The organism is Mycobacterium sp. 29Ha (assembly GCF_032883055.1).
Taxonomy (GTDB): domain Bacteria; phylum Actinomycetota; class Actinomycetes; order Mycobacteriales; family Mycobacteriaceae; genus Mycobacterium; species Mycobacterium gallinarum.
Genome location: NZ_JAMQTI010000007.1, coordinates 236,677 through 258,770, shown reverse-complemented (window position 1 = coordinate 258,770; position 22,094 = coordinate 236,677). Strand labels below are relative to the sequence as shown.

24 protein-coding genes are annotated in these 22,094 nt (G+C 65.7%); 14 read left to right on the top strand and 10 right to left on the bottom strand.

Translation table 11 applies throughout. The features are described from left to right. From M1248_RS11945 to echA20, 7 genes are all read right to left on the bottom strand, one after another. The gene (locus M1248_RS11945; RefSeq protein ID WP_163731396.1) at nt 1-1,116 is read right to left on the bottom strand and encodes an NDMA-dependent alcohol dehydrogenase; all 1,116 of its coding nucleotides are present in this window, start codon (nt 1,114-1,116) and stop codon (nt 1-3) included. Nucleotides 1,117-1,172: 56 nt separating this feature from the next. Further along, nucleotides 1,173-1,910: a hypothetical protein gene (locus tag M1248_RS11940; RefSeq protein ID WP_163731392.1), complete on the bottom strand. Its 738-nt coding sequence runs from the start codon at nt 1,908-1,910 to the stop codon at nt 1,173-1,175. Continuing rightward, on the bottom strand, nt 1,907-2,560 hold the full coding sequence (locus tag M1248_RS11935; RefSeq protein WP_163731388.1) for a SatD family protein: 654 nt from the start codon (nt 2,558-2,560) through the stop codon (nt 1,907-1,909). The genes M1248_RS11940 and M1248_RS11935 overlap by 4 nt, the downstream gene beginning before the upstream one ends. A 276-nt stretch (nt 2,561-2,836) precedes the next feature. Continuing rightward, entirely contained in the window at nt 2,837-3,898 is a 1,062-nt protein-coding gene (gene ipdC, locus M1248_RS11930; protein WP_317148450.1) for a (3aS,4S,5R,7aS)-5-hydroxy-7a-methyl-1-oxo-octahydro-1H-indene-4-carboxyl-CoA dehydrogenase, read from the bottom strand. Continuing rightward, nucleotides 3,898-4,641 carry a cholesterol ring-cleaving hydrolase subunit IpdB gene (gene ipdB / locus M1248_RS11925; RefSeq protein WP_163731384.1) on the bottom strand — a complete coding sequence of 248 codons (744 nt, stop codon included), beginning with the start codon at nt 4,639-4,641 and terminating at the stop codon, nt 3,898-3,900. The genes ipdC and ipdB overlap by 1 nt, the downstream gene beginning before the upstream one ends. Then, a complete protein-coding gene (ipdA, locus tag M1248_RS11920; RefSeq protein WP_163731380.1) occupies nt 4,641-5,516 on the bottom strand; it encodes a cholesterol ring-cleaving hydrolase subunit IpdA in 876 nt (291 codons plus the stop codon). Before ipdA ends, ipdB begins: the two co-directional genes overlap by 1 nt. Further along, nucleotides 5,513-6,265: a (7aS)-7a-methyl-1,5-dioxo-2,3,5,6,7,7a-hexahydro-1H-indene-carboxyl-CoA hydrolase gene (echA20, locus tag M1248_RS11915; RefSeq protein ID WP_163731377.1), complete on the bottom strand. Its 753-nt coding sequence runs from the start codon at nt 6,263-6,265 to the stop codon at nt 5,513-5,515. Before echA20 ends, ipdA begins: the two co-directional genes overlap by 4 nt. A gap of 64 nt (nt 6,266-6,329) precedes the next feature. On the opposite strand from echA20, the gene M1248_RS11910 reads away from it, so the two are divergent. The 4 genes from M1248_RS11910 to M1248_RS11895 are packed head-to-tail and all read left to right on the top strand — an operon-like array spanning nt 6,330 to nt 11,108. Continuing rightward, the gene (locus tag M1248_RS11910) at nt 6,330-7,103 is read left to right on the top strand and encodes an SDR family oxidoreductase (RefSeq protein WP_317148449.1); all 774 of its coding nucleotides are present in this window, start codon (nt 6,330-6,332) and stop codon (nt 7,101-7,103) included. A gap of 33 nt (nt 7,104-7,136) precedes the next feature. Then, nucleotides 7,137-8,042, top strand: a complete 906-nt coding sequence (locus tag M1248_RS11905) for an SDR family oxidoreductase (protein WP_317148448.1) — start codon at nt 7,137-7,139, stop codon at nt 8,040-8,042. A 25-nt stretch (nt 8,043-8,067) separates the two neighbouring features. Then, nucleotides 8,068-9,099: a TAXI family TRAP transporter solute-binding subunit gene (locus tag M1248_RS11900; RefSeq protein ID WP_163731369.1), complete on the top strand. Its 1,032-nt coding sequence runs from the start codon at nt 8,068-8,070 to the stop codon at nt 9,097-9,099. A gap of 17 nt (nt 9,100-9,116) precedes the next feature. Continuing rightward, nucleotides 9,117-11,108 (top strand): TRAP transporter fused permease subunit, encoded by a 1,992-nt coding sequence (locus M1248_RS11895; protein ID WP_317148447.1) that lies wholly within the window; start codon nt 9,117-9,119, stop codon nt 11,106-11,108. 65 nt (nt 11,109-11,173) lie between these two features. Here M1248_RS11895 and M1248_RS11890 read toward each other — a convergent pair whose 3' ends face one another. The 3 genes from M1248_RS11890 to M1248_RS11880 are packed head-to-tail and all read right to left on the bottom strand — an operon-like array spanning nt 11,174 to nt 13,202. Further along, entirely contained in the window at nt 11,174-11,629 is a 456-nt protein-coding gene (locus M1248_RS11890) for a nitroreductase family deazaflavin-dependent oxidoreductase (protein ID WP_163731366.1), read from the bottom strand. Nucleotides 11,630-11,649: 20 nt separating this feature from the next. Further along, complete coding sequence (locus M1248_RS11885) at nt 11,650-12,039, bottom strand: hypothetical protein (RefSeq protein ID WP_163731364.1); 390 nt, start codon at nt 12,037-12,039, stop codon at nt 11,650-11,652. Then, nucleotides 12,039-13,202 (bottom strand): steroid 3-ketoacyl-CoA thiolase, encoded by a 1,164-nt coding sequence (locus M1248_RS11880; protein ID WP_163731361.1) that lies wholly within the window; start codon nt 13,200-13,202, stop codon nt 12,039-12,041. Before M1248_RS11880 ends, M1248_RS11885 begins: the two co-directional genes overlap by 1 nt. 130 nt (nt 13,203-13,332) lie before the next feature. Between M1248_RS11880 and M1248_RS11875 the strand changes: the two genes are divergently transcribed. The 10 genes from M1248_RS11875 (at nt 13,333) to M1248_RS11835 (ending at nt 22,089) form a co-directional block, all read left to right on the top strand. After that, entirely contained in the window at nt 13,333-14,586 is a 1,254-nt protein-coding gene (locus M1248_RS11875) for a cytochrome P450 (RefSeq protein ID WP_317148446.1), read from the top strand. 24 nt (nt 14,587-14,610) lie between these two features. Beyond that, complete coding sequence (locus M1248_RS11870; RefSeq protein ID WP_163731355.1) at nt 14,611-15,624, top strand: acyl-CoA dehydrogenase family protein; 1,014 nt, start codon at nt 14,611-14,613, stop codon at nt 15,622-15,624. After that, nucleotides 15,609-16,772: an acyl-CoA dehydrogenase FadE29 gene (gene fadE29 / locus M1248_RS11865; protein WP_163731352.1), complete on the top strand. Its 1,164-nt coding sequence runs from the start codon at nt 15,609-15,611 to the stop codon at nt 16,770-16,772. The genes M1248_RS11870 and fadE29 overlap by 16 nt, the downstream gene beginning before the upstream one ends. Continuing rightward, the gene (locus M1248_RS11860; RefSeq protein WP_163731349.1) at nt 16,769-17,737 is read left to right on the top strand and encodes a bifunctional MaoC family dehydratase N-terminal/OB-fold nucleic acid binding domain-containing protein; all 969 of its coding nucleotides are present in this window, start codon (nt 16,769-16,771) and stop codon (nt 17,735-17,737) included. The genes fadE29 and M1248_RS11860 overlap by 4 nt, the downstream gene beginning before the upstream one ends. A gap of 41 nt (nt 17,738-17,778) precedes the next feature. Next, nucleotides 17,779-18,165 carry a MaoC family dehydratase gene (locus tag M1248_RS11855; RefSeq protein ID WP_317148469.1) on the top strand — a complete coding sequence of 129 codons (387 nt, stop codon included), beginning with the start codon at nt 17,779-17,781 and terminating at the stop codon, nt 18,163-18,165. Next, a complete protein-coding gene (locus M1248_RS11850; RefSeq protein ID WP_317148445.1) occupies nt 18,165-19,331 on the top strand; it encodes a lipid-transfer protein in 1,167 nt (388 codons plus the stop codon). Before M1248_RS11855 ends, M1248_RS11850 begins: the two co-directional genes overlap by 1 nt. A gap of 624 nt (nt 19,332-19,955) precedes the next feature. Beyond that, on the top strand, nt 19,956-20,540 hold the full coding sequence (locus M1248_RS11845) for a glycosyltransferase family 2 protein (RefSeq protein ID WP_410506651.1): 585 nt from the start codon (nt 19,956-19,958) through the stop codon (nt 20,538-20,540). 29 nt (nt 20,541-20,569) lie between these two features. Continuing rightward, nucleotides 20,570-20,716, top strand: coding sequence for a hypothetical protein (locus M1248_RS33370; RefSeq protein ID WP_410506650.1), 147 nt, complete (start codon nt 20,570-20,572; stop codon nt 20,714-20,716). Nucleotides 20,717-20,730: 14 nt separating this feature from the next. Then, on the top strand, nt 20,731-21,711 hold the full coding sequence (locus M1248_RS11840) for an NAD-dependent epimerase/dehydratase family protein (protein WP_317148444.1): 981 nt from the start codon (nt 20,731-20,733) through the stop codon (nt 21,709-21,711). A gap of 15 nt (nt 21,712-21,726) precedes the next feature. Beyond that, nucleotides 21,727-22,089 carry a hypothetical protein gene (locus tag M1248_RS11835; protein ID WP_317148443.1) on the top strand — a complete coding sequence of 121 codons (363 nt, stop codon included), beginning with the start codon at nt 21,727-21,729 and terminating at the stop codon, nt 22,087-22,089. Nucleotides 22,090-22,094 lie beyond the last annotated feature (5 nt).

Genomic DNA, 22,094 nt, shown 5'->3' with positions numbered 1-22,094 from the left:
TCAATGGTCGTGAACGATCACACCGCGAATGTTGCGGCCGGCGAGCATGTCGTCGTAGGCATTGTTGATGTCGGCCAGCTTGTACTCGGTGGTGACGGTCTCGTCGAGCAGTAGCTTGCCGTCGCGGTAGAGGTTGAGCAGTCGCGGGATGTCCGCGCGCGGGTTCGCCTCGCCGTAGAGGCTGCCCAGCAGCCGCTTCTGGAACAGCGTCACCATCGCCATGGGCAGGGTCGGCGTGACGTCGGCCATCGATGCGATCGCCGTCATCACCACCGCACCCCCTTTGCGGACGATGTCCATCGCCTCGTTGATCATCGGGCCCTTGAGTAGGCCCATCGTCAGCAGCGCGGAATCGGCCATCACGCCGCGGGTCAGATCGGCGACCAACTCCATGGCTTCCGGCATGGATGTCACGAAATGGGTGGCGCCGAACTCGAACGCCTTGTCCCGCTTGGATTCCACGATGTCGACGACGACGATGTGCTCGGCCCCTGCCAGTCGTGCACCCTGGATCGCACCGCTGCCGATACCCCCGCATCCGATGACCACGACGGTGTCACCTGGGGTCACGTCGGCGGTGTTCACGGCTGACCCCCAGCCCGTCATCACCCCGCAGCCCAGCAGGCACGCGCGCGACAGCGGCAGGTCGTCGTCGACCTTGACCAACGAGGCTTCCGACACCGTGCTCAGTTCGGAGAAGCTGCCGACGCCCACCATGACGCCGACGTCCTTACCCTGCGCCCTGCGCCGGTAGGTGCCGTCCGCCTGCAGGCCCAACAGAATGACCGCGCCCATGTCGCACAGGTTCTGATGTCCGCTGGCACACCAGCGGCAGCGGCCACACGCCGGCAGGAAGGACGCCACCACGTGGTCGCCCGGCTTGAGGTCCTTCACGCCGGGACCGACTTCCTGAACGATGCCGGCACCCTCGTGCCCGCCGATCGTCGGAAGCGTCACGCCGGCGAGATCGCCGGTCTGGACATGATGGTCGGAATGGCACAACCCGGTGGCCTCGAACGAAACGAGGACCTCGCCCTCCTTCGGTCCGTCGAGGTCGATCTCCTCGACGCTCCACGGCTTGTTGAGTTCCCACAGAACGGCGGCGTTCGTCTTCATGCGCGAGAGTTTAGGGACACCGGGGCCGGTTCGGGCTGGATCGAAAGGCTTACTGTTTACTGTGCGAGAACCAGCCCGCCCAGGGCGACGATCCAGCTGGCGAAGCTGCCGACCAAGAAGTACTCCGTGACGTCATCGATCCCGATGTGCCCGTTCTCACGGGCCTTCTGCGCATTGATCTCCGGGAACCGGATGATGCTCTTGGCCGCGACCACCGCGGTGGCGGCCGCGAGCTGACCGGCCAGTCCGAGCCCGAGGATGAGCAGCCGTTCCATCGGGCCGAGAAGACGACCGCCCTTGAGTCGATCCGATGCCTGCGGCTGGCCGGCGGGCTTGACCGCGCCGACCGAGGCGAGGACCAGCCGCACCAACTGGTTACCGGTCACGATTTGCAGCAGCACCACCGCGACGACCATGAGTATCCGGTCGGTTTCCAGGTCGGCGATTCCTGGCAGGTCGACCCACGCCGACCACCGTTGCACTAACCCGCCTGCTTCAGACCCCAAGCCCGACAACAGAATCAGCAGACCGACCGCTGCGGCGAAAACGACCAGCGGAGCCAGTTGGCTGTCGCCGGTTCGCTCGGAGCGCGCACACAGCACGACCCACGCGACGCTCGCCGCGATGGCGATCTCCAGCAACACGATGTCGCGGGGGTGCCACAGCCCGGCAAGCGCCGCGGACCCGATGACCACAGCCACCGCGACGGCGGGCGCCACCCAGGACCGGTCGGTCGATCGCCGCGTCACGTCGGCGATGCCCATCGCGATCAGCATCACCGCCAGTGCGCTCACGGGACACCACGCAGGTATTGCGATGCGACGACGATCAGGTCGAGGCCGTCGCGCCCGGTGCGCTGGGACACCGCCGATGCGCTGATGCCCTCGGCGGCGGCGATGTCCTTCTTCGTCTGGTTGGTCAACAGGCCCTTCACTATCCGTATCGATCGGTCGTCCAGCGATCCAAGCAGATGGTCCCGACAAAGCAGGGCGGCGTTGATGGCGTCGGCGTCGGTGCGGTCAACGCCGTTGACCCGGAACGACGTGCGAACCAAGGCCAGCCCGGGTTGCCGTTGCGCGGCGGCCGTCCACTCGATCGCCTCACGCGCGGCCCACCAACCCGGACCGTCCTGGATACCGCGCTCGGGATCGAGCACCGACACCGTGCCCCAGCCGATGCCGAACCGGACATCGATGTGCGGCGCGACGGCGAGGCGGATGGACAGTGCGGCGTCGATCGCCGCGCCGACGGTGGGATAACTGCCCTGGAATTCGTCGCCGACGGTGAAGGCCGGTGAGTCGATCGCGCCCGCACCGACGTCACGCAGGGCATCGTTCACCGCGCCGTGGACCGCCGGGCGATCGGCGACGAGGCGTGATCCGACGACGTCGCCGATCAGCGCGGCCCGCAGGCCTGATGAAGCCCTGGACTTAACATCGGCCATATAAAGATAATAGCTTCATTGGTTGGAAATGAAGCTCACAACTTCATAAAGTCGGCGCTGCGCCCGAAGGTCGCCGCGCAGCAGGCGTCGGTCACCGCCACATCACCGACCAAACAGCTTGTCCTGCAGGCACCGCGCGCCGCCGACGGGCCGATGTCTTCCGCGGAGGTCTCCTCGGCGATCGGGGTCTCGCGGCCGCCGGTGAGGTCAAGACACGGTTGCGGTACGGCACCACGGGTCGTCCCGAGCAGGAGTTCGTCGCCGCTCCGGATGGGACTACTCGACGAAGGACGCCGCCGCCTGCAGGTGTTTGACCGCATCGGCCACGATTGATTCGACCAGTTCGGCGCACGACGGCAGGTCACTCAGGATGCCTGCCACCTGGCCCGAAGCCAGCACACCGGCATCGGTGTTGCCTTCGACCAGACCGGCCTTCAACAGCATCGGCGTGTTGGCCGCCATGACGACCTGCGACCAGGTCAACTCCTTGCCGTGCCGCATCTCCAGGCCGTCGCTGATCATCGAACGCCACGTCATGCCGGACATCTTCTTGAACTTCTGCGCGTTTCGGATTGCCGCGGAGAAACCGCGGAGCTTGGAGCCGCTCTCGAGCTTCTCCACGAGTCCGGTGCGCAGCACGCGGTGCGGCATACCGTCGACGCGCGTCGATACGACGGTGCCGTCCAGCCCGGACTCGAGGTAGCGCTGTTTGACCGCGTCGGGGACCGTCGAATCCGACGTCAGGAGGAACCTCGTGCCCATCGCGACGCCGGCCGCGCCGTAGGACAGCGCCGCGGCGAGTCCGCGGCCGTCGAAGAATCCGCCCGCTGCGACGACGGGAATGTCGACCGCATCCAGCACCGACGGCAGTAGCAGTGTGGTGGCGATCGGACCGGTGTGGCCGCCACCCTCGCCGCCCTGGACGATGACCGCGTCGGCACCCCAGCCGGCCACCTTCTTGGCGTGCTTGGCCAGACCGACCGACGGGATCACCACGACCCCGGCGTCTTTGAGCTTCGTGATCAGGTCGGGTTTGGGTGCCAGCGCGAACGACGCCACCCTGACGCCTTCGCGGATCAGCAGGTCGATGCGCTCATTCGCGTCACCGGCGTCGGCCCTGATATTGATGCCGAACGGTTTGTCGGTCGTGGCCTTCACTTTTGTGACGGCGGTCGCCAGCTCCTCGAGCGTCATGGTCGCCGATGCCAGGATGCCGAGCCCACCGGCATTGGAGGTCGCCGCAACCAGCCGCGCACCCGCCACCCAGCCCATGCCGGTCTGCACCACCGGATGCTCGATGCCGACCAGCTCGGTCAGCGGAGTGCGCAGCTTGACCATTATCGTATTTCCTTGTCCCGTAGCGACTTCGGATCGATGACCTCGCGGATCAGCCGCTGCTCCTCTTCGGTGGGCAGCCGCGTCGTATCGGCCTCCTCGAGGCCGTGCAACTCGAAAGAGGTGTTCTCGGCGACCTGCTCGGCCTCGACGCCGGGGTGCAGCGACACCGCGCGCATCTGGTGGTCGGGTCCGTTGAAGTCGAATACTCCGAGGTTGGAGACCACCCGGAACACGTTGACGAATCGGTAGGCGGGATTGTCGGGATCGACTTTGTCCCAGCCGATTCCGGATACCACGTCGACCGATTCGCCGAACACCCGCTTGGAGTGGTTACCCACCCAGTAGCTCGTCGCGTGGTTGATGGTGTTCCCGGGCGCGCCGCGCACGCCGAACATCTGGCGGGTCGGATGCTGCAACGGGCCGAACGCCGACAGGTTCTGATTGCCGTAGCGGTCAACCTGATTGGCACCCATGACGACATGGCGCCTACCCCAGGCCAGCGTCTCGAAGACACGGCCGAACGGCATCCAGCCCTCGATCGCCCCGGCCGCACCGAGCGCCGGGGTATCGGCCAACAGCCGGGCCTCTCCGTCGGTCAGCAGGATGTCTGGGGAGAAGGTCAGGCGCGCCAGCCTGGCCCCGATCGACACCATGTTCGCCATCGGGCTGACCATGATCTCGCCTGCGTCGCGGAACAATTCGGCGCACGCGACGGCGCACACCTCGGCACGGGTCACTGACATCACTGGCTATCTCCAAACTTCCGCACGGCGGCCTGATAGTCGGCCTCACTGCCGGATAGGTACGTCGTGACGAAGTCTTGCCACGTGTCGTCGGAACCCGCCGCCTCGGCGTAATGCCGCTGGAACTTCTCGTCGCGGCGGTAGTCTGGCTCGGCCGTGGTGAAGTGCGCACCGTTGGGTGCCTCGACAACGGCGTCGACCATCATCCGATTGATCAGCAGGGCCTGCGGCGGCACCGCCTTGATCAATTCCTCCGTCGACACCACCCGTTCGACGGACAGCAGCCGCTTCTGCGCGGCCATCAGGAACAGGTCGTCGAAATACGGGTCGATGCCGGTGTATGCGGCATTGCCCTGGGCGTCACCGAGATTCATGTGGACGAATGCGGCGTCGAGGTTCAACGCAGGCATGGCGATCAGTTCCTCGAAGCCGTCTCCCGTGGGGTAGGGCGACTTCACGGTCTTCAGCTCGTCGCCCCAGAACGCGCGGACGTCGCTGCCCAGCCCGGCACGGATCGGCAGGAACGGCAGGCGCTGTGCGGCGGCCTGCAGACCGCAGCGCACCATGCCCTCGTCCATTTCGCGGGCCTCGATGGTGCCGCTGGTGCGGGCCTTGGCGAACCACGGGTCGTAGAACGGCGGTGAGTCCAAGGACACGAAGCCGTAGTAGACGCGCTTGACCTTGCCTGCCGAGCACAGCAGGCCGAGGTCCGGACCGCCGTAGGTGACGACCGTCAGATCTTTCACGTCGGTGCGCAGCAGCGCGCGCACGAACGCCATCGGCTTGCGCCGCGACCCCCAGCCGCCGATGCCGATGGTCATACCGCTCTCGATGGACGAGACAGCCTCGTCCAAAGTTGTTCTCTTGTCGCTCATTTGCCCTTCTTCGTCCCCGCGAACGCATCGCGGTGCTCGTCGGCCACGCCTGCGAGGTTGAGCTCGAACGTGAAGCCCTGCTCCATGCGGTAACTCGAGTTCACCCTCTGCACATCGATGAGGTTCAGCGCTTCCTTGGCCGCGCGGATGACGCGGGTGTCCTTGACGGCGATGTCGCGCGCCACCCGCAGCGCGGCCTCGTCGAGCTCGTCGCGCGGCACGACCTCGTGCACCGAACCGAAATGGTGCAGGGTCGCGGCGTCGACGGTGGCCGCGGTGAAGAACAGTCGGCGCATCATGTGCTGGGGCACCAGTCGCGACAGGTGCGTCGCCGCACCCAGGGCACCGCGCTCGACCTCGGGCAGGCCGAAGGTCGCGTCGTCGGACGCGACGATGACGTCTGCGTTGCCGACGAGTCCGATCCCGCCGCCGACACAGAAGCCGTTGACCGCGGCGACCACGGGCACCTCACACTCGTACACCGCGCGGAAGGCGTGAAAGCAGCCGCGGTTGGCGTCGATGAGCGCGGTGAAGCCCTCGGTGTTCTGCATCTCCTTGATGTCCACACCCGCGTTGAAGCCGCGCCCCTCGGCGCGCAGGATCACGACGTGGGTGCTGTGGTCGCGGCCGGCGGCGGTGATCGCGTCGCCGAGTTCGAACCAGCCGCGCGATGGGATCGCGTTGACCTTCGGATAGTCCACGGTGACCGAGACGATGCCCGGCTCGACCGTCTTGGTGGTGATCGTCATGCGGATACCTCGGTTACTCTGGGGGTCTCTACCTAAGCAAGCACTTGCTTGGTACGCTAGCACAGTGACCGACCGCCCAGAGATAGTCCTCGGACTCAACGACAGGGTCGTCCTGGTGACCGGAGGGGTTCGCGGCGTCGGCGCGGGCATCAGCTCTGTGTTCGCCGCCCAAGGTGCGACCGTGGTGACGTGCGCCCGCAGGCCGGTAGAGGGATCGCCGTACGAATTCCACAGCTGCGACGTCCGCGACGACGAGTCGGTGGCGGCGTTGATCAAGACGATTGCCGATACGCACGGGCGCCTGGACGTCGTCGTCAACAATGCGGGCGGATCGCCCTATGTGCTGGCCGCCGAGTCGTCGGCGAAGTTCAACACGAAGATCGTCGAGCTCAACCTGCTCGGACCCCTTTCGGTGTCGATTCACGCGAACGCAGTGATGCAGGAGCAGGCTCAGGGCGGTTCGATCATCAACATCGCCAGCGTCAGTGGGCGCAGGCCGACACCTGGAACCGCGCCGTACGGCGCGGCCAAGGCGGGCATGGAGAGCATCACCGCCACGCTGGCCGTCGAATGGGCGCCGAAGGTACGGGTGAACTCGGTGGTCGTCGGGATGGTGGAGACCGAGCAATCCGAATTGTTCTACGGCGACGCCGATTCGATCGCGGCCATCTCCAAGAACGTTCCGCTGGGACGGCTGGCCAAGCCGGACGACGTGGGTTGGGCCGCCGCGTTCTTGGCCTCCGACGCGGCGTCCTACATCAGCGGCGCCTCCATCGAGGTGCACGGCGGCGGCGAGCCTCCGCACTACCTGGCGACGACCTCTGCGGACATCAAGTAACACATTCTTCAAACAACCGAGGAGACAAGAGATATGGGACTGCTCGACGGCCGCGTGGTCATCGTGACGGGTGCAGGCGGCGGCATTGGGCGCGCACATGCGCTGGCGTTCGCCGCCGAGGGTGCGCGAGTGGTGGTCAACGACATCGGTGTGGGGCTGGACGGCTCGCCGGCGGGCGGCGGTAGCGCGGCACAGGGCGTGGTCGACGAAATCACCGCTGCCGGAGGCGAAGCCGTGACCAGCGGGGCCAACGTCGCGGACTGGGCGCAGGCCGAGAGCTTGATCCAGACTGCCGTCGATTCGTTCGGCGGGCTCGACGTACTGGTGAACAACGCCGGCATCGTGCGCGACCGGATGTTCGCCAACACCAGCGAGGAAGAGTTCGACGCCGTCACCGCCGTGCACCTCAAGGGACACTTCGCGACCATGCGGCATGCGGGCGCCTACTGGCGCGCCCAGTCCAAGGCCGGCAACGCCGTCGACGCGCGCATCATCAACACGAGCTCCGGCGCCGGCCTGCAAGGCAGTGTGGGACAGGCCAATTACAGTGCGGCCAAGGCCGGGATCGCGGCGTTGACGCTCGTCGCGTCCGCGGAGATGGGCCGCTACGGGGTCACGGTCAACGCCATCGCGCCGTCGGCCAGGACCCGGATGACCGAGACGGTGTTCGCGGAGATGATGTCCACCCAGGACAAGGACTTCGACGCGATGGCGCCGGAAAACGTTTCGCCGCTGGTGGTTTGGCTCGGCAGCGTCGAGTCCAAGGACGTCACAGGCAAGATGTTCGAGGTCGAGGGCGGCATCATTCGCGTCGCCGAGGGCTGGGCCCACGGCCCGCAAATCGACAAGGGCGCGCGTTGGGATCCGGCGGAGCTCGGTCCTGTCGTCGGTAAACTGCTGGCCGAGGCGCGCCCGCCCGTGCCGGTGTACGGGGCCTGATCGCCGCCGATTGCGCCGAAACGCCATGCGGAGGCGCGCCGGCTTCCATGATGGAGCGGTGAGACGGTATGGAGTTCTCTGCGCAATCCTGTTGGTGGTGGCCGGTTGTGGCGGTCAGCGTGGCGGCGACAACGAGGCGGCGGCGACGGAGCCGACGTCGTGTGAAGTCACGTCCGACGCCAGGCTGAGCATCGCGACGGGCAACACCACCGGGGTGTACTACGCCCTCGGTGGCGCCTACGCCGAAGCCATCAATCAGCAGACCGATGGCAAGTTGAAGGCCACCGCCGCCGAGACGTCGGCCTCGCTGCAGAACATCCAGCAACTCGTGGCGGGCACCCACCAGGTGGCGTTCTCATTGGCCGACACCGCGGCCGATGCGGTCAACGGCATGGCGGCGTTCGACGACGATCAGCCCATCGCCGCGCTCAGCAGGTTGTATCCCAACTACACCCAGGTGATCGTCCGCAGCGATGCGGGCATCAACTCGATCCTCGACATGCGCGGCAAGCGGGTGTCCACCGGTTCGCCGAACTCGGGCACCGAGGTCATCGCCAACCGCATGCTGGAGGCTGCCGGGCTCGACCCGAAAAACGATGTGCAGGCCCAGCGGACCGAACTCGGCAAGACGGTCGAAGGGATGAAGGACGGCTCGATCGACGCGATGTTCTGGTCGGGCGGGCTGCCGACCGGTGGCATCACCGACCTGTTCGTCAGCCAGCGCGACAACGTCAAGTTCATCGACGTGACCGACACCCTGCCGAAGTTGCAGAACATCAACCCGATCTATGAAGAGGGCGCCATCCCGGCGAGCACCTATCAGACGCCGACGGATGTGGCGACGGTCGTGGTGCCCAATCTGCTTCTGGTCAAAAACGATATGGACGGCAACACCGCCTGCGTGCTGACCAAGGCGTTGTTCGACCACAGGCCCGAACTGGTCAAGGTCAACAAGGCGGCCGAGGGGATCTCGCTCGACACCGCGCGCGAAACCATGCCCGTGCCGTTGCATCCCGGCGCCAAGCGCGCCCTTGACGACCTCGGCGCGGCGAACTGACCTCCACCGAAGCGGCTGTGTCGGCCGCCTACGAGGACGAGAAGCCGGCCCGGCAGCTGACCGGCTGGGTTCACCACCTGGTGACCGTGGGCTGCGTCCTGATCGGGCTGTTCGCGCTGTACCAGGTGTTCTTCCCGCTGGCGCAGGGCAATCAGGTTTCGCTGATCCTGTTCCTGGCGGCAGTCCTTCCGCTCACCCTGTTGTGTTACCGATCCGGTATGCGGCTTGGCCGCGCGGAGCCGGTGGTGGACTGGCTGCTGGCGGTGACCGCGCTGGTGGTGTGTCTCTACCCGGTGCTGCCGTTCCAAATCGGTGACGGCGGTGGCGGATTCGACGAATTCCTCAGCCGGCAGAGCACGCCGGCGATGGTCGATGTCATCGTCGGGACGATCGTCGTGCTACTCGTCCTGGAGGCGTGCCGCCGGACCACAGGCGTGGCGCTGCCCATCGTGTGCCTGCTTGCGCTGGGGTACGCCTACTACGGCGGGTACCTGCCGCAGGGTGCCGCGATCGCCCACGCCGGGGTGGATTGGGTTCAGATCGTCAGCGCGTCGTTCATGCAGTCGACGGGGCTGTACGGCGTGCCGCTCGATGTCGCGGCGACCTACATCGTCCTGTTCACCATCTACGGAGCGGTGCTCGAGGCGTCAGGTGCGAGCAAGTTCTTCATCGACCTTTCGTTCGCCGCGTTCCGCCGGTCGCGGGCGGCACCGGGGCGGACGGTGACGCTGGCCGGGTTTCTCATGGGCAGCGTCTCCGGATCCGGGACCGCGACGACGGTGAGCCTGGGCTCGGTGACGTGGCCGGTGTTGCGCCGCGCCGGGTACCCGCGCGAAAACGCGGGCGGAATGCTGGCCGCCGCGGGCATCGGCGCCATCCTGTCGCCGCCGACGCTCGGTGCGGCGGCGTTCATCATCGCCGAATACCTCGGGGTGCCGTACCTGACCGTCCTGGTGTGGGCGGTCGTGCCGACGATCCTGTACTACCTCGGCATCCTGCTGGCCGTCGAGATCGACGCGCGGCGGTACGGCACACGCGAGGTCGGCAGCGTCGACGCCGGGTCGTTCTGGCGACTGCTCGGCAGGTTCGGCTACCACCTGGTCTCGCTGGTGATGATCGTCGTGTTCCTCGCGCTGGACGTGTCGGCGATGCGCGCGGTCGTCTACGCCATCGCCGTCCAGATCGTGCTCTCGTATTTCGACCGCGAACACCGACTGACCCCGGTGCGGCTCTACCGGGCGCTGGCCAACGGGGTGCGCGGCGTGCTCTCGGTGGCGGCGGTGTGTGCGGCTGCGGGCGTTGTCGCCGCGATGATCACGCGCACGGGACTCGGTCTGCAGCTGAACTCCATCCTCGTCAACACCGCGCGCCTCATCTCCGAAAACCCAACGGTCGTCTTGATTTTGACGGCAATGTTCGCCGCGTTGGCGGTCTCGGTGCTGGGGCTCGCGGTGCCGGTCACCGCGTCGTTCGTGATCAGCTGGGTGATCGTCGGGCCCGCGCTGCAGGACCTCGGTGTCGCTGCGCCGGCGGTGGCGATGTTCGTCTTCTACTTCGCGGTGCTCTCCGAAGTCACGCCGCCGACGGCGCTGGCGTCGGTGGCGGCGTCGGCGATCACCGGCGGACGAGTCATCCCCACGATGATGCAGACGTGGAAGTACACCCTGCCCGCGTTCCTCGTACCGTTCGCGTTCGTCTGGACCGACAACGGTGAAGGTCTGCTTGGGCTGCGGTCATTCGTCGACATGGTGTGGACGGGCGCGGTGGCCGCGCTGGCGGTGGCCGCGCTGGCCGTCGTCACCGGAGGCTGGATTATCCGTCGCGCGGGCTGGCCCGAAAGGGCGCTGTGCATACCGGCGGCCGCGCTGCTGCTCTATCTGAACCCGGTGACGATCGCCATCGGAGCGGGTCTGTTGGCGGTGGCCGCGGTGGTGAACGTCGTCATGGCTCGCCGACGACCAACGGAACCACTCGATCAGCCGCCTCCCGACATCCCTCGTCCCGTGTAACCACAGGGACGAATTTCAGCCCGGATCGCGCCATGTGGTTACACGCGAGAATTTCCGCCGGCCAGTTACGGCTCGCAGATGACGAGGGGGATCACCCGGTCGGTCCAGGATTTGTAGTCCTCATAGGACGGATACATCTCGACCAGGCGCGGCCAGTACTTCGCGCGCTCGTCCTCGGTGGCGTCGCGCGCCGTGAGATCGAGGATCTCCTTCTTGATCTGAACCTGGACCTTCGGGTTGGCCTTCAGGTTCAGGTACCACATCGGGTGCTTGTCGCTGCCGCCCTTGGACGCCGCGACGACGACGGTGTCGCCGTCGCGGTGGAAGTACAGCGGGCTGATCCGCGGCTCACCGGTCTTGCGGCCGGTGGTGGTCAGCAGTGCCACCGGAATGCCCTGGAAATCGCTGCCGAAGCCTTCGCCCCCGCTGCGCCGGTACAGGTAGGTGTTGAGCTTCGACATCCACTTGATGAAGGTGTCGGAAGCCTTCGTGTCCATGAAGCGGGGGCGCGATTTGGCCATGCCGGTGATCCTAGAGACTTCTACGACCCAGTGAGGAAGGGACGAATCCCTGCGCGGATGTGGTGGATCAGGCCGTCGGCCGGGATCTGGAACGTCTCGTCGATGTGCGCGCCGACCTTGCGCCCCAACAGCGAAGGCTTCGTCACGAGATCGAACTTCGCCCGGATGGTGTTGCCGTCGACGACGGTGAACTCGGGCACCGTCGTCGCCTGGATCACCCGGTACTGCAAGCCACGATTCAGGCTGCGGCGCAGGTGATCTCCGGAGAACCCGGTCTTGAGCCCGACTTCGATGCGCGTGCACCCGGGCGCGAAAGGCACCTGGTCCGCGTCGTGGGAGACCAGCGCGTCGATGTAGGCCTGGGCGGCCGCGATGCGCTGGGCTTCAGTGGACGACGGGGCCGCGGACATCAGATCCGCTCGATGATCGTTCCGGTGGACAGCGCTCCGCCCGCGCACATGGTGATCAGCGCGGTGCTCTTGTCGGTGCGCTCCAGCTCGTGCAACGCGGTGGTGATCAGGCGGCTGCCGGTGCTGCCGACCGGATGGCCGAGCGCGATCGCGCCGCCGTTGACGTTCACCTTGTCCATGTCGGGGTTGTGCACCCGCGCCCACGACAGCACGACCGAGGCGAAGGCCTCGTTGATCTCGGTGATGTCGATGTCGCCCATCTTCATGCCGGCCTTCTCGAGCACCTTCGCCGTCGACTGCACCGGGCCGTCGAGGTGGTAATAGGGCTCGGCGCCGACGAGCGCCTGGCTGACGATGCGTGCCCGCGGCTTCAGGCCGAGCGCCTTGGCCTTGGCTTCGTCCATCCACAGCACGGCGGCGGCACCGTCGGAGATCTGCGACGACGTGCCCGCGGTGTGAATACCGCCCTCGATCACGGGCTTGAGCGAGTTCAGACCCTCCAGCGTGGTCTCCCGCAGGCCCTGGTCCTTGGTCACGATGTGCCGGTCACTGGTCGGCTGCTTGTTCTCGTCGAGCACGGGCGCTTCGATACCGCTGATCTCGCGGTCGAAGCGTCCTTCCGCCCAGGCCTGGGCGGCCTTGCGCTGCGAGTCGAAGCCGAATTGGTCGATGTCCTCGCGGGTGATCCCGCGGCGCTGCGCGATGCGCTCGGCGGCGGTGAACTGGTCGGGCAGGTCGATGTCCCACGAGGCGGGGCGCAGGATGCCGCGATCGGGGCCGGCGTTGGCGCCGAGACCGACGCGGCTCATCGCCTCGATGCCACACGCGATGCCGATGTCGATGGCGTCGGCCGCGATCAGGCCGGCGATCAGGCCGTTGGCCTGCTGGCCGCTGCCGCACTGGCAATCCACCGTCATCGCACCGACGTGCTCGGGCAGCCCGGCGACCAGCCAGCTGACCCGGGTGATGTTGTTCGACTGCTCGCCGAACTGCGTGACGCAGCCGCCGATGACCTGCTCGATGTCGCCGGCGTCGATGCCGGCCTTCTCGACTAGAGCCTTCTGTGTTGCGCCCAGCAACTCGGTGGCGTGTAGGCCGGATAGCCATCCGTTCCGCTTACCGATCGGGCTGCGAGTGGCTTCAACGATGACAGGGTTACCCATTCCGTCAGGCTAGAACACGTTTCATTACTCTGACAAGCGAGGATGGTGACCTGCCTTTTATCTGCGGAGAAGGCATGTTTTACTGGCACTAGAACACGTTGCAATTTGTGTTGAAAAGGAGCGCACAGTCATGGCATCCCACAACATTCCCGCAGACTTCGATTTCCTCGACGCGAGCCTGAACCTCGAGCGTCTACCCGTGGAGGAGCTCGCCGAGCTGCGGGCCTCGGAGCCCGTCCACTGGGTGGACGTCCCGGGCGGCACCGGCGGATTCGGAGACAAGGGCTACTGGCTTGTCACCAAGCATGCCGACGTCAAAGAGGTGTCGAAGCGCAGCGACCTCTTCGGCAGTTCGCCCGACGGCGCCATCCCGACGTGGCCGCAGGGGATGACCCGCGACGCCATCGACCTGCAGAAGGCCGTGTTGTTGAACATGGACGCGCCGCAGCACACCCGGTTACGCAAGATCATCTCCCGCGGCTTCACGCCGCGTGCGGTGGGGCGGCTCGAGGACGAACTGCGCGCTCGTGCCCAGAAGATCGCCGAGACCGCCGCGGCCGAAGGCTCCGGAGACTTCGTCGAACAGGTCTCGTGTGAACTGCCGTTGCAGGCGATCGCCGAACTGCTCGGTGTGCCGCAGGACGATCGCGACAAGCTGTTCCGCTGGTCCAACGAGATGACCGCCGGTGAAGACCCGGAGTACGCCGATGTCGATCCGGCGATCTCCTCGTTCGAGCTGATCCAGTACGCGATGAAGATGGCCGAGGAGAGGGCCAAGAACCCGACCGAGGACATCGTCACCAAGCTGATCGAGGCCGACATCGAGGGCGAGAAGCTGTCCGACGACGAGTTCGGCTTCTTCGTCGTGATGCTCGCGGTCGCGGGCAACGAAACCACGCGCAACTCGATCACCCACGGCATGATCGCGTTCTCACAGCATCCCGATCAGTGGGCGCTGTACAAGAAGGAGCGCCCCGCCACCGCGGCGGACGAGATCATCCGCTGGGCCACCCCGGTATCCGCGTTCCAGCGCACCGCGCTCGAGGACACCGAGCTCGCGGGTGTGAAGATCAAGAAGGGCGAGCGTGTGGTGATGTCCTACCGCTCGGCCAACTTCGACGACGAGGTCTTCGACAATCCTCATCAGTTCGACATCCTTCGGGATCCGAACCCCCACGTCGGCTTCGGCGGCACCGGTGCGCACTACTGCATCGGAGCGAACCTGGCCCGCATGACCATCAACCTGATCTTCAACGCAGTGGCCGACGCGATGCCCGATCTCAAACCGATCGGGGAGCCCGAGCGGTTGATGTCGGGGTGGCTGAACGGCATCAAGCACTGGCAGGTTGACTACACGGGAGCGAGCACACCCGTCTCCCAGTAGCTTTCGCGGATCAAGGAGGATTCGGTGGATTTCAGTCCGGACGAAGGGCAGCAGGCTGTCGCCGATGTGGTGACGTCGGCGCTCGGCAGGGACAACAGCTGGGACGCGCTGGTATCCGGCGGCATCACGGCCTTCGGCGTACCCGACCGCCTCGGTGGCGACGGCCTGGGACTTGCCGAGATCGGGACCGCGCTCATCGAGATCGGCAGACACGGCACCGTGAGCCCCGCGCTGGCGACGCTTGGTCTCGGGTTGATCCCGCTGCTGGAGTTGGCGTCCGACGAGCAGCAGGATCGCTACCTCGCCGGGGTGCCGAAGGGCTCCGTGCTCACCGCGGCGCTCAATGAGCCCGGCGCGCCGCTGCCGGACCGGCCCGCGACCTCGCTTTCCGGCGGGAAGCTGAACGGGGTCAAGGTCGCGGTTCCCTATGCGGAACAGGCGGATTGGCTGATCGTGACCGCTGGCGGCTCTGTTGCGGTGATCTCCCCGAAGGCGGCGGGAGTCCAGCTGGTCAAGACGCCGACCGCCAACCACGGCGACGAGTACTCGGTGACGTTCTCCGATGCCGAGGTGGACGGGGTGCTCGACGGTGCGCAGCCGCGGCGGGTCAACCAGCTGGCGCTGGCGGCCATCGGCGCGTTCGCGTCGGGTCTGGTCGCGGGTGCCCTACGGCTCACCGCGGACTACGTGGCCAACCGTGAGCAGTTCGGCAAGCCGCTGTCGACGTTCCAAACCGTCGCCGCACAGCTCGCCGAGGTCTACATCGCCTCTCGCACACTGACCTTGGCCGCGACCTCGGTGTTGTGGCGGCTCTCCGAAGGGCTGGACGCCGACGACGACACCGACATCCTCGGCTACTGGTTGGCCTCAGAGGCGCCGCCGGCGATGCAGCTGTGTCACCATCTGCACGGCGGGATGGGAATGGACATCGACTATCCGATGGACCGCTACTACTCCGGCGTCAAGGACCTGACCCGGCTGGTTGGCGGCCCGTCGCACCGACTCGATCTGGTGGGAGCGCAATGTATATCGAACTGACCCCCGAGCAGAAGCAGCTCCAAGCCGAACTGCGGCAGTACTTTTCGAACCTCATCTCCCCTGAAGAGCACCAGGAGATGGAAAGCGACCGCCACGGCAAGGCCTACCGCGCGATCATCAAGCGGATGGGCTCCGACGGCAAGCTGGGTGTCGGCTGGCCCAAGGAGTTCGGCGGCCTGGGTTTCGGCCCCATCGAGCAGTCGATCTTCGTCAACGAGGCACACCGCGCCGACGTGCCGCTGCCCGCCGTCACCCTGCAGACCGTCGGGCCGACGCTGCAGCAGTACGGCACCGAGCTGCAGAAGAAGAAGTTCCTGCCCGGGATCCTGGCCGGCGAAATCCATTTCGCGATCGGCTACACCGAACCTGAGGCCGGCACCGACCTCGCATCGCTGCGCACCACCGCGGTCAAACAGGGCGACGAATACATCGTCAACGGCCAGAAGGTGTTCACCACCGGTGGCCATGATGCCGACTACGTCTGGCTGGCCTGCCGTACCGATCCGGAAGCCGCCAAGCACAAGGGCATTTCGATGCTGATCGTCGATACGACGGATCCCGGCTACAGCTGGACGCCGATGATTCTGTCCGACGGCGCTCACCACACGAACGCCACGTACTACAACGACGTCCGGGTGCCCGCCGAGATGCTGGTCGGCGAGGAGAACGGCGGCTGGCGCCTGATCACGACTCAGCTGAACAACGAACGCGTCATGCTGGGTCCGGCAGGGCGATTCGCCTCACTGTACGACCGGGTGCACGACTGGGCCGCCAAGCCCGGTTCCAACGGCGACACCCCACTCGACCACGACGACGTGAAGCGGTCACTCGGCGAACTCAAGGCGATGTGGCGTATCAACGAGCTGCTGAACTGGCAGGTGGCCGCCTCCGGCGAGACCATTGACGTCGCGGATGCCGCCGCCACCAAGGTGTTCGGTACCGAGCGCATTCAATACGCGGGCCGCCTCGCCGAGGAGATCGTCGGCAAGTACGGCAATCCGGCCGATCCGGAGACCGCGGAACTGCTCGAGTGGTTGGACTCGCAGACCAAGCGCAATCTGGTGATCACGTTCGGCGGAGGTGTCAACGAGGTGATGCGGGAAATGATCGCAGCGGCTGGGCTCAAGGTGCCGAGGGTGCCCCGATGAGTGCGGTGGACGACATCAAGGCGGCCGCCGAGCGGGTCAAAGCCGAAGGCAAGAGCAAGCCGCGGGTGGCCCGTCACCCGGTGAACCAGCCGATGATCGACCACTGGCTCGATGCGATGGGGGACAACAACCCCATCTACGTCGACGAGGCAGCCGCCAAGGCGGCGGGTCATCCGGGTACCGTCGCGCCTCCCGCGATGATCCAGGTCTGGACCATGATGGGGCTGGGCGGCAACCGGCCCGACGACGATCCGCTGGGCAAGATCCTCGGATTGTTCGACGACGCAGGGTATATCGGCGTCGTCGCCACGAACTGTGAGCAGACCTATCACCGTTACCTGCGTCCCGGTGAGCAGGTCAGCGTCGCCGCGGAGCTGACCGACGTCGTCGGCCCCAAGCGGACCGCGCTCGGCGAGGGTTTCTTCATCACCCAGCGGATCTCCTGGCAGGTTGGCGACGAAGACGTCGCCGAGATGATGTGGCGCATCATGAAGTTCAGGCCGGCCGACCAAGATAAGGCAAGTGCCGCATCGCCGGTGCCCGACGATCTCGACGCCGACAGCATGATGCGTCCCGCGTCGTCCCGTGACACGAAGTTCTTCTGGGACGGCGTCAACGCGCACGAGCTGCGTATTCAGAAGCGCGGCGACGGCACGCTGCAGCATCCGCCCGTGCCGGCACTCTGGCAGGACAAGGAGCTGGAAACCGACTACGTCGTCGCCTCCGGTAACGGGACGGTGTTCAGCTTCGTGGTGCACCACGCGCCGAAGGTGCCCGGCCGCACGTTGCCCTTCATCATCGCGTTGGTCGAACTCGAGGAGGGTGTGCGGATGCTCGGCGAGCTCCGCAACGTCGACCCCGCGGAGGTGAAGATCGGATTGCCGGTCCGCGCAATGTATATCGACTTCCCCGAAGGGGATTCCGGGCCGGCTTGGACCAACTACGCATGGGAGCCCGCAAAGTGAGCGCACCTGGGTCTAATGTCGCCGCCGGAGCGGCTCCGGAAATCCAGGTGGGCACGCAGCTGCCCGAGCTCGCACTCTACGGCGATCCGACGTTCATCGTGTCGACGGCGATTGCCACGCGTGACTATCAGGATGTGCACCACGATCGGGACAAGGCGCAGGCCAAGGGTTCCAAAGACATCTTCGTCAACATCCTGACCGACACCGGCCTCGTGCAGCGCTACATCACCGACTGGGCCGGACCGAACGCGATCATCAAGACGATCGGGCTGCGGCTAGGTGTGCCGTGGTACGCGTATGACACCGTGACGTTCAGAGGTGAAGTCACCGCCGTCGAGGACGGCCGGATCTCACTGAAAGTGACTGGTAGCAACAGCCTTGGCGATCATGTGATCGCCACCGCGACGTTGACGATCGGAGATGCCTGATGTCGGGTGAGCTTTCCGGAAAGGCGGCGATCGTCGGGATCGGCGCCACCGACTTCTCCAAGAACTCCGGCCGCAGCGAATTGCGGCTGGCGTCCGAAGCCGTGCTGGACGCACTCGACGACGCCGGCCTCACCCCGGCCGACGTGGACGGCATGGTCACCTTCACCATGGACTCCAACACCGAGGTGTCGATAGCGCGCGCCACCGGAATCGGTGAGTTGAAATTCTTCTCCAAGATCCATCACGGTGGTGGCGCGGCGTGTGCCACAGTCCAACAGGCAGCGATCGCGGTGGCCACCGGGGTCGCGGATTGCGTTGTGGCATACCGCGCTTTCAACGAGCGGTCAGGGATGCGCTTCGGTCAGGTTCAGATGCGACTGGTGGAGAACGCCGACTCCACCGGTGTGGACAATTCGTTCTCGTATCCGCACGGCCTGTCCACGCCTGCCGCTCAGGTGGCGATGATCGCCCAGCGCTACATGCACTACTCCGGTGCGACCAGCGCGGACTTCGGCGCCGTCTCGGTGGCCGACCGTAAGCACGCCGCCAACAATCCAAAGGCGTACTTCTACGAGAAGCCGATCACCATCGAGGATCACCAGAACTCACGGTGGATTGCCGAGCCGCTACGGCTGCTCGACTGCTGTCAGGAGACCGATGGCGGTGTGGCGCTTGTGATTACGTCCGCTGAGCGAGCCAAGGATCTCAAGCACCGGCCCGCCGTCATCGAAGCGGCATCGCAGGGTTCCAGCCCCGATCAGTATTCGATGACAAGCTACTACCGGTCGGAACTGGGGCTGCCGGAGATGGGCTTGGTCGGTAGGCAGCTATGGGAGCAGTCGGGGCTGACGCCCGCCGACATCCAGACCGCGATCCTGTACGACCACTTCACCCCGTTCACGCTCATCCAGCTGGAGGAGCTGGGGTTTTGCGCAGCCGGTGAGGCGAAGGACTACATCAAGGACGGCGCGATAGAGGTCGGGGGCAGGCTGCCGATCAACACTCACGGCGGCCAGCTGGGTGAGGCGTACATCCACGGCATGAACGGCATCGCCGAAGGTGTGCGGCAGCTCCGCGGAACATCGGTGAACCCAGTCGACAACGTCGAGCACGTCCTGGTGACCGCGGGGACCGGCGTACCCACCTCTGGGTTGATTCTGGGCTGACGCCCTCGCTCGATCACGATGCCCGGCCGCTGCATGCGGTCGGGCTACCGGTCGTGCGTCGGCGAAGTGGTGATCCGCGGCAGCTGGGCTGTCCGTCACTGAAAAAAGCGCGCCGCCGTTCAAATCTAGCAAACTATCGAGTTACCAAGATCACACATTGAACGGCATTGCTGTCCCGTTCGTGGGATCAAATCCAGCAAAAGTGATCTATCGATTCATTACTGACGAGCACGAAAATGGCCCTGCACGATATCCGCAGCAAGAAACCCATTCCTGGACCTAAGTGTGACAGTAGCTGGGCAGATGTCGGCCACCTAACTGCGGCGGTTCGGTTAACGGATAGGGAGGATCTTTGCAAACGCAAGCGTTCTCTCAACACTTGTGACTTTCGAGTTGCCGTAGATCTGGCAACTTCCTAGTCTGTACGAGACGCGAACGGGAAGCAGGGCTAGGTAAAGGTGCTATGTCGCGCCATGCGCGCTCTCTTCTCCATTCGTCATCACGTTCGCAGGGGCGACGGATCAACTCAGGACCTTCAAATTTCGGCTCGCTGCAGAGGCTCCTCACGGGGCTTACGCGAAGCAAGAGCAATCCACCACCGAGCGCTTTGAGCGGAGTACTCAGATGACCAGTGCGATAACCAACGGCAACGGCACCACCGCCCATTCAGCACCGATCCGCAGCCCGTTGACGAAACCGCACAACGCCGCCCTCCAAGCGACCACCGTCAGCCTCGTCATCCCAGTGCGCAACGAGGCCCGCAACATCGCGTGGGTTCTGGAACAGATCGCCGACGATGTGCACGAGATCATCCTCGTCGACGGTGAATCGACCGACGCGACACTGATCACCGCGATGCGCTATCGCCCCGACATCAGGGTCGTGCCGCAGGAAGGCACGGGCAAGGGCAGCGCATTGCGTACCGGGTTCCTGGCCGCCACCGGCGACGTCATCGTGATGATGGACGCCGACGGCAGCATGTCACCGCAGGAGATCAGGCACTACGTGCACTCCTGGCCAACGGCTACGACTTCGTCAAGGGCTCGCGGTTCATGGGCGGCGGCGGGTCGCTGGACATCACACCTTTCCGCCGGCTCGGGAACCGATTCCTGCTGGTCGTTTTCAACACCCTCTACAACTCCGAGCTCACCGACCTGTGCTACGGCTTCTGTGCGTTCCATCGCCGTTATCTCGATCATCTCGCGCTGACGGCAACGGGTTTCGAGATCGAAGCCGAGATGACCGTGCGTGCCGTGCAGGCCGGCCTGCGCATCGCTGAGGTGCCGAGCCTCGAGATGCCCCGTCGCACCGGCAATTCCAACCTGCGCGCAATCCGGGACGGCTGGCGGGTACTCAACACCGTCCTCGCCGGCAGGCGCTCGTAGGGATCGCCGCCATCATGCGAACTCTTGTCACCGGCGCCGCGGGCTTCATCGGCTCTACCCTGGTAGACCGGCTTCTGGCGGAAGGCCACCAGGTCGTCGGAATCGACAACCTGAGCACCGGTAACGCGGCCAACCTCCACGATGCGTTCCGGGTCAACAGGTTGATTCCCGGCCGGTTCAGCCTGCTCGAGATCGACGTCCAAACGCCTGAGCTCAAAGACGTCGTCGCGGAAACGAATCCGGACGTCATCTTTCATCTGGCCGCGCAGATCGACGTTAGGGTTTCGGTGCGCGACCCGAAGTTCGATGCCCTCAGTAACGTGTTGGGCACGATCAATCTTTGCGAGGCCGCCAGGCACGGCGGAGTCAGCAGGATCGTCTACGCGGCCTCCGGTGGCTCGCGCTACGGCGCGCCGGAGCACCTGCCCGTCGGCGAGAACACCGCCGTTAACCCGCAATCGCCGTACGCGGTCGCCAAGGTCGCGGGCGAACAGTACCTGCGTGCTTACGCGGGCATGTACGGTCTGGAACCGATTTGCCTGGCGCTGTCCAATGTGTATGGGCCGCGCCAGAATCCGCACGGCGAGGCTGGGGTCATCGCTGTCTTCGGCAGCGCGATGTGCCTCGGGCTGGACGTAACCGTGTACGGGGACGGCAGCGCGACCCGTGACTACGTGTACGTAGACGATGTGGTGAACGCTTTCATGTGCGCGGCCCACGCACCAGCCGGCACCAACGGCGTGTACAACGTCGGCACCGGACGGCAGGCCAGTGTCAACGAAGTGCATCGGCTGATCTCCGAGGTCCTGGAGGGGGCGCCGGCGCCGCGCTACGCCGATGCCCGCACCGGCGAATTGCAGGCGATCGCGCTAGATGCCCACAAAGCCGAAGCCGAACTCGGCTGGACGCCCGCGGTGGACCTGATCGAGGGAATCGCGCGCACGGTCGGATGGCTACGCGCTGCCGTCGAACCCGAGCCCGTCGCAATCGCCTGAGCTGAGGAGGTGCGCGTGCCAGTCAAATACCAGACCGAAACATCGATTCGCATGACCGGCGCCCTAGTGACCGCCGTCGCCGCCGCTGGGATAGCGCTCCTCCCAGCCCACTCGAACGCACCATTCAGCCGCGCCATGGTGGCGAGCTTCCTGCTGCTCGCCCCCGCGGTGGCGATCGCCCGACTGCTGCCGAGCGTGCACACCGTCGTCGCCCTGATCGTCGGCATGGCCGGTGCGATCGCGGTCAACACCCTTGTCGCGCAGTCGATGCTGTCGGCCCAATTGTGGTCGCGCCCAGGGGGCGTGATCGCGGTGGGCGTCACGGCAGCCGCGCTGTGGCTCATACCGATTCCTCGCCGTGCTAACTGGCGCGGGTAGGCAGA

What these genes read in the sequence shown, in the direction of transcription:
- M1248_RS11875 (WP_317148446.1), top strand. Translation starts at nt 13,333, where the DNA reads ATGGCATCCCACAACATTCCCGCAGACTTCGATTTCCTCGACGCGAGC.
- M1248_RS11880 (WP_163731361.1), bottom strand. Translation starts at nt 13,202, where the DNA reads ATGGGTAACCCTGTCATCGTTGAAGCCACTCGCAGCCCGATCGGTAAG.
- fadE29 (WP_163731352.1), top strand. Translation starts at nt 15,609, where the DNA reads ATGTATATCGAACTGACCCCCGAGCAGAAGCAGCTCCAAGCCGAACTG.
- ipdB (WP_163731384.1), bottom strand. Translation starts at nt 4,641, where the DNA reads ATGTCAGTGACCCGTGCCGAGGTGTGCGCCGTCGCGTGCGCCGAATTG.
- M1248_RS11860 (WP_163731349.1), top strand. Translation starts at nt 16,769, where the DNA reads ATGAGTGCGGTGGACGACATCAAGGCGGCCGCCGAGCGGGTCAAAGCC.
- M1248_RS11905 (WP_317148448.1), top strand. Translation starts at nt 7,137, where the DNA reads ATGGGACTGCTCGACGGCCGCGTGGTCATCGTGACGGGTGCAGGCGGC.
- M1248_RS11850 (WP_317148445.1), top strand. Translation starts at nt 18,165, where the DNA reads ATGTCGGGTGAGCTTTCCGGAAAGGCGGCGATCGTCGGGATCGGCGCC.
- M1248_RS11945 (WP_163731396.1), bottom strand. Translation starts at nt 1,116, where the DNA reads ATGAAGACGAACGCCGCCGTTCTGTGGGAACTCAACAAGCCGTGGAGC.
- M1248_RS11885 (WP_163731364.1), bottom strand. Translation starts at nt 12,039, where the DNA reads ATGTCCGCGGCCCCGTCGTCCACTGAAGCCCAGCGCATCGCGGCCGCC.
- ipdC (WP_317148450.1), bottom strand. Translation starts at nt 3,898, where the DNA reads ATGGTCAAGCTGCGCACTCCGCTGACCGAGCTGGTCGGCATCGAGCAT.
- M1248_RS11840 (WP_317148444.1), top strand. Translation starts at nt 20,731, where the DNA reads ATGCGAACTCTTGTCACCGGCGCCGCGGGCTTCATCGGCTCTACCCTG.
- M1248_RS11890 (WP_163731366.1), bottom strand. Translation starts at nt 11,629, where the DNA reads ATGGCCAAATCGCGCCCCCGCTTCATGGACACGAAGGCTTCCGACACC.
- ipdA (WP_163731380.1), bottom strand. Translation starts at nt 5,516, where the DNA reads ATGAGCGACAAGAGAACAACTTTGGACGAGGCTGTCTCGTCCATCGAG.
- echA20 (WP_163731377.1), bottom strand. Translation starts at nt 6,265, where the DNA reads ATGACGATCACCACCAAGACGGTCGAGCCGGGCATCGTCTCGGTCACC.
- M1248_RS11900 (WP_163731369.1), top strand. Translation starts at nt 8,068, where the DNA reads ATGCGGAGGCGCGCCGGCTTCCATGATGGAGCGGTGAGACGGTATGGA.
- M1248_RS11935 (WP_163731388.1), bottom strand. Translation starts at nt 2,560, where the DNA reads ATGGCCGATGTTAAGTCCAGGGCTTCATCAGGCCTGCGGGCCGCGCTG.
- M1248_RS33370 (WP_410506650.1), top strand. Translation starts at nt 20,570, where the DNA reads ATGACCGTGCGTGCCGTGCAGGCCGGCCTGCGCATCGCTGAGGTGCCG.
- M1248_RS11845 (WP_410506651.1), top strand. Translation starts at nt 19,956, where the DNA reads ATGACCAGTGCGATAACCAACGGCAACGGCACCACCGCCCATTCAGCA.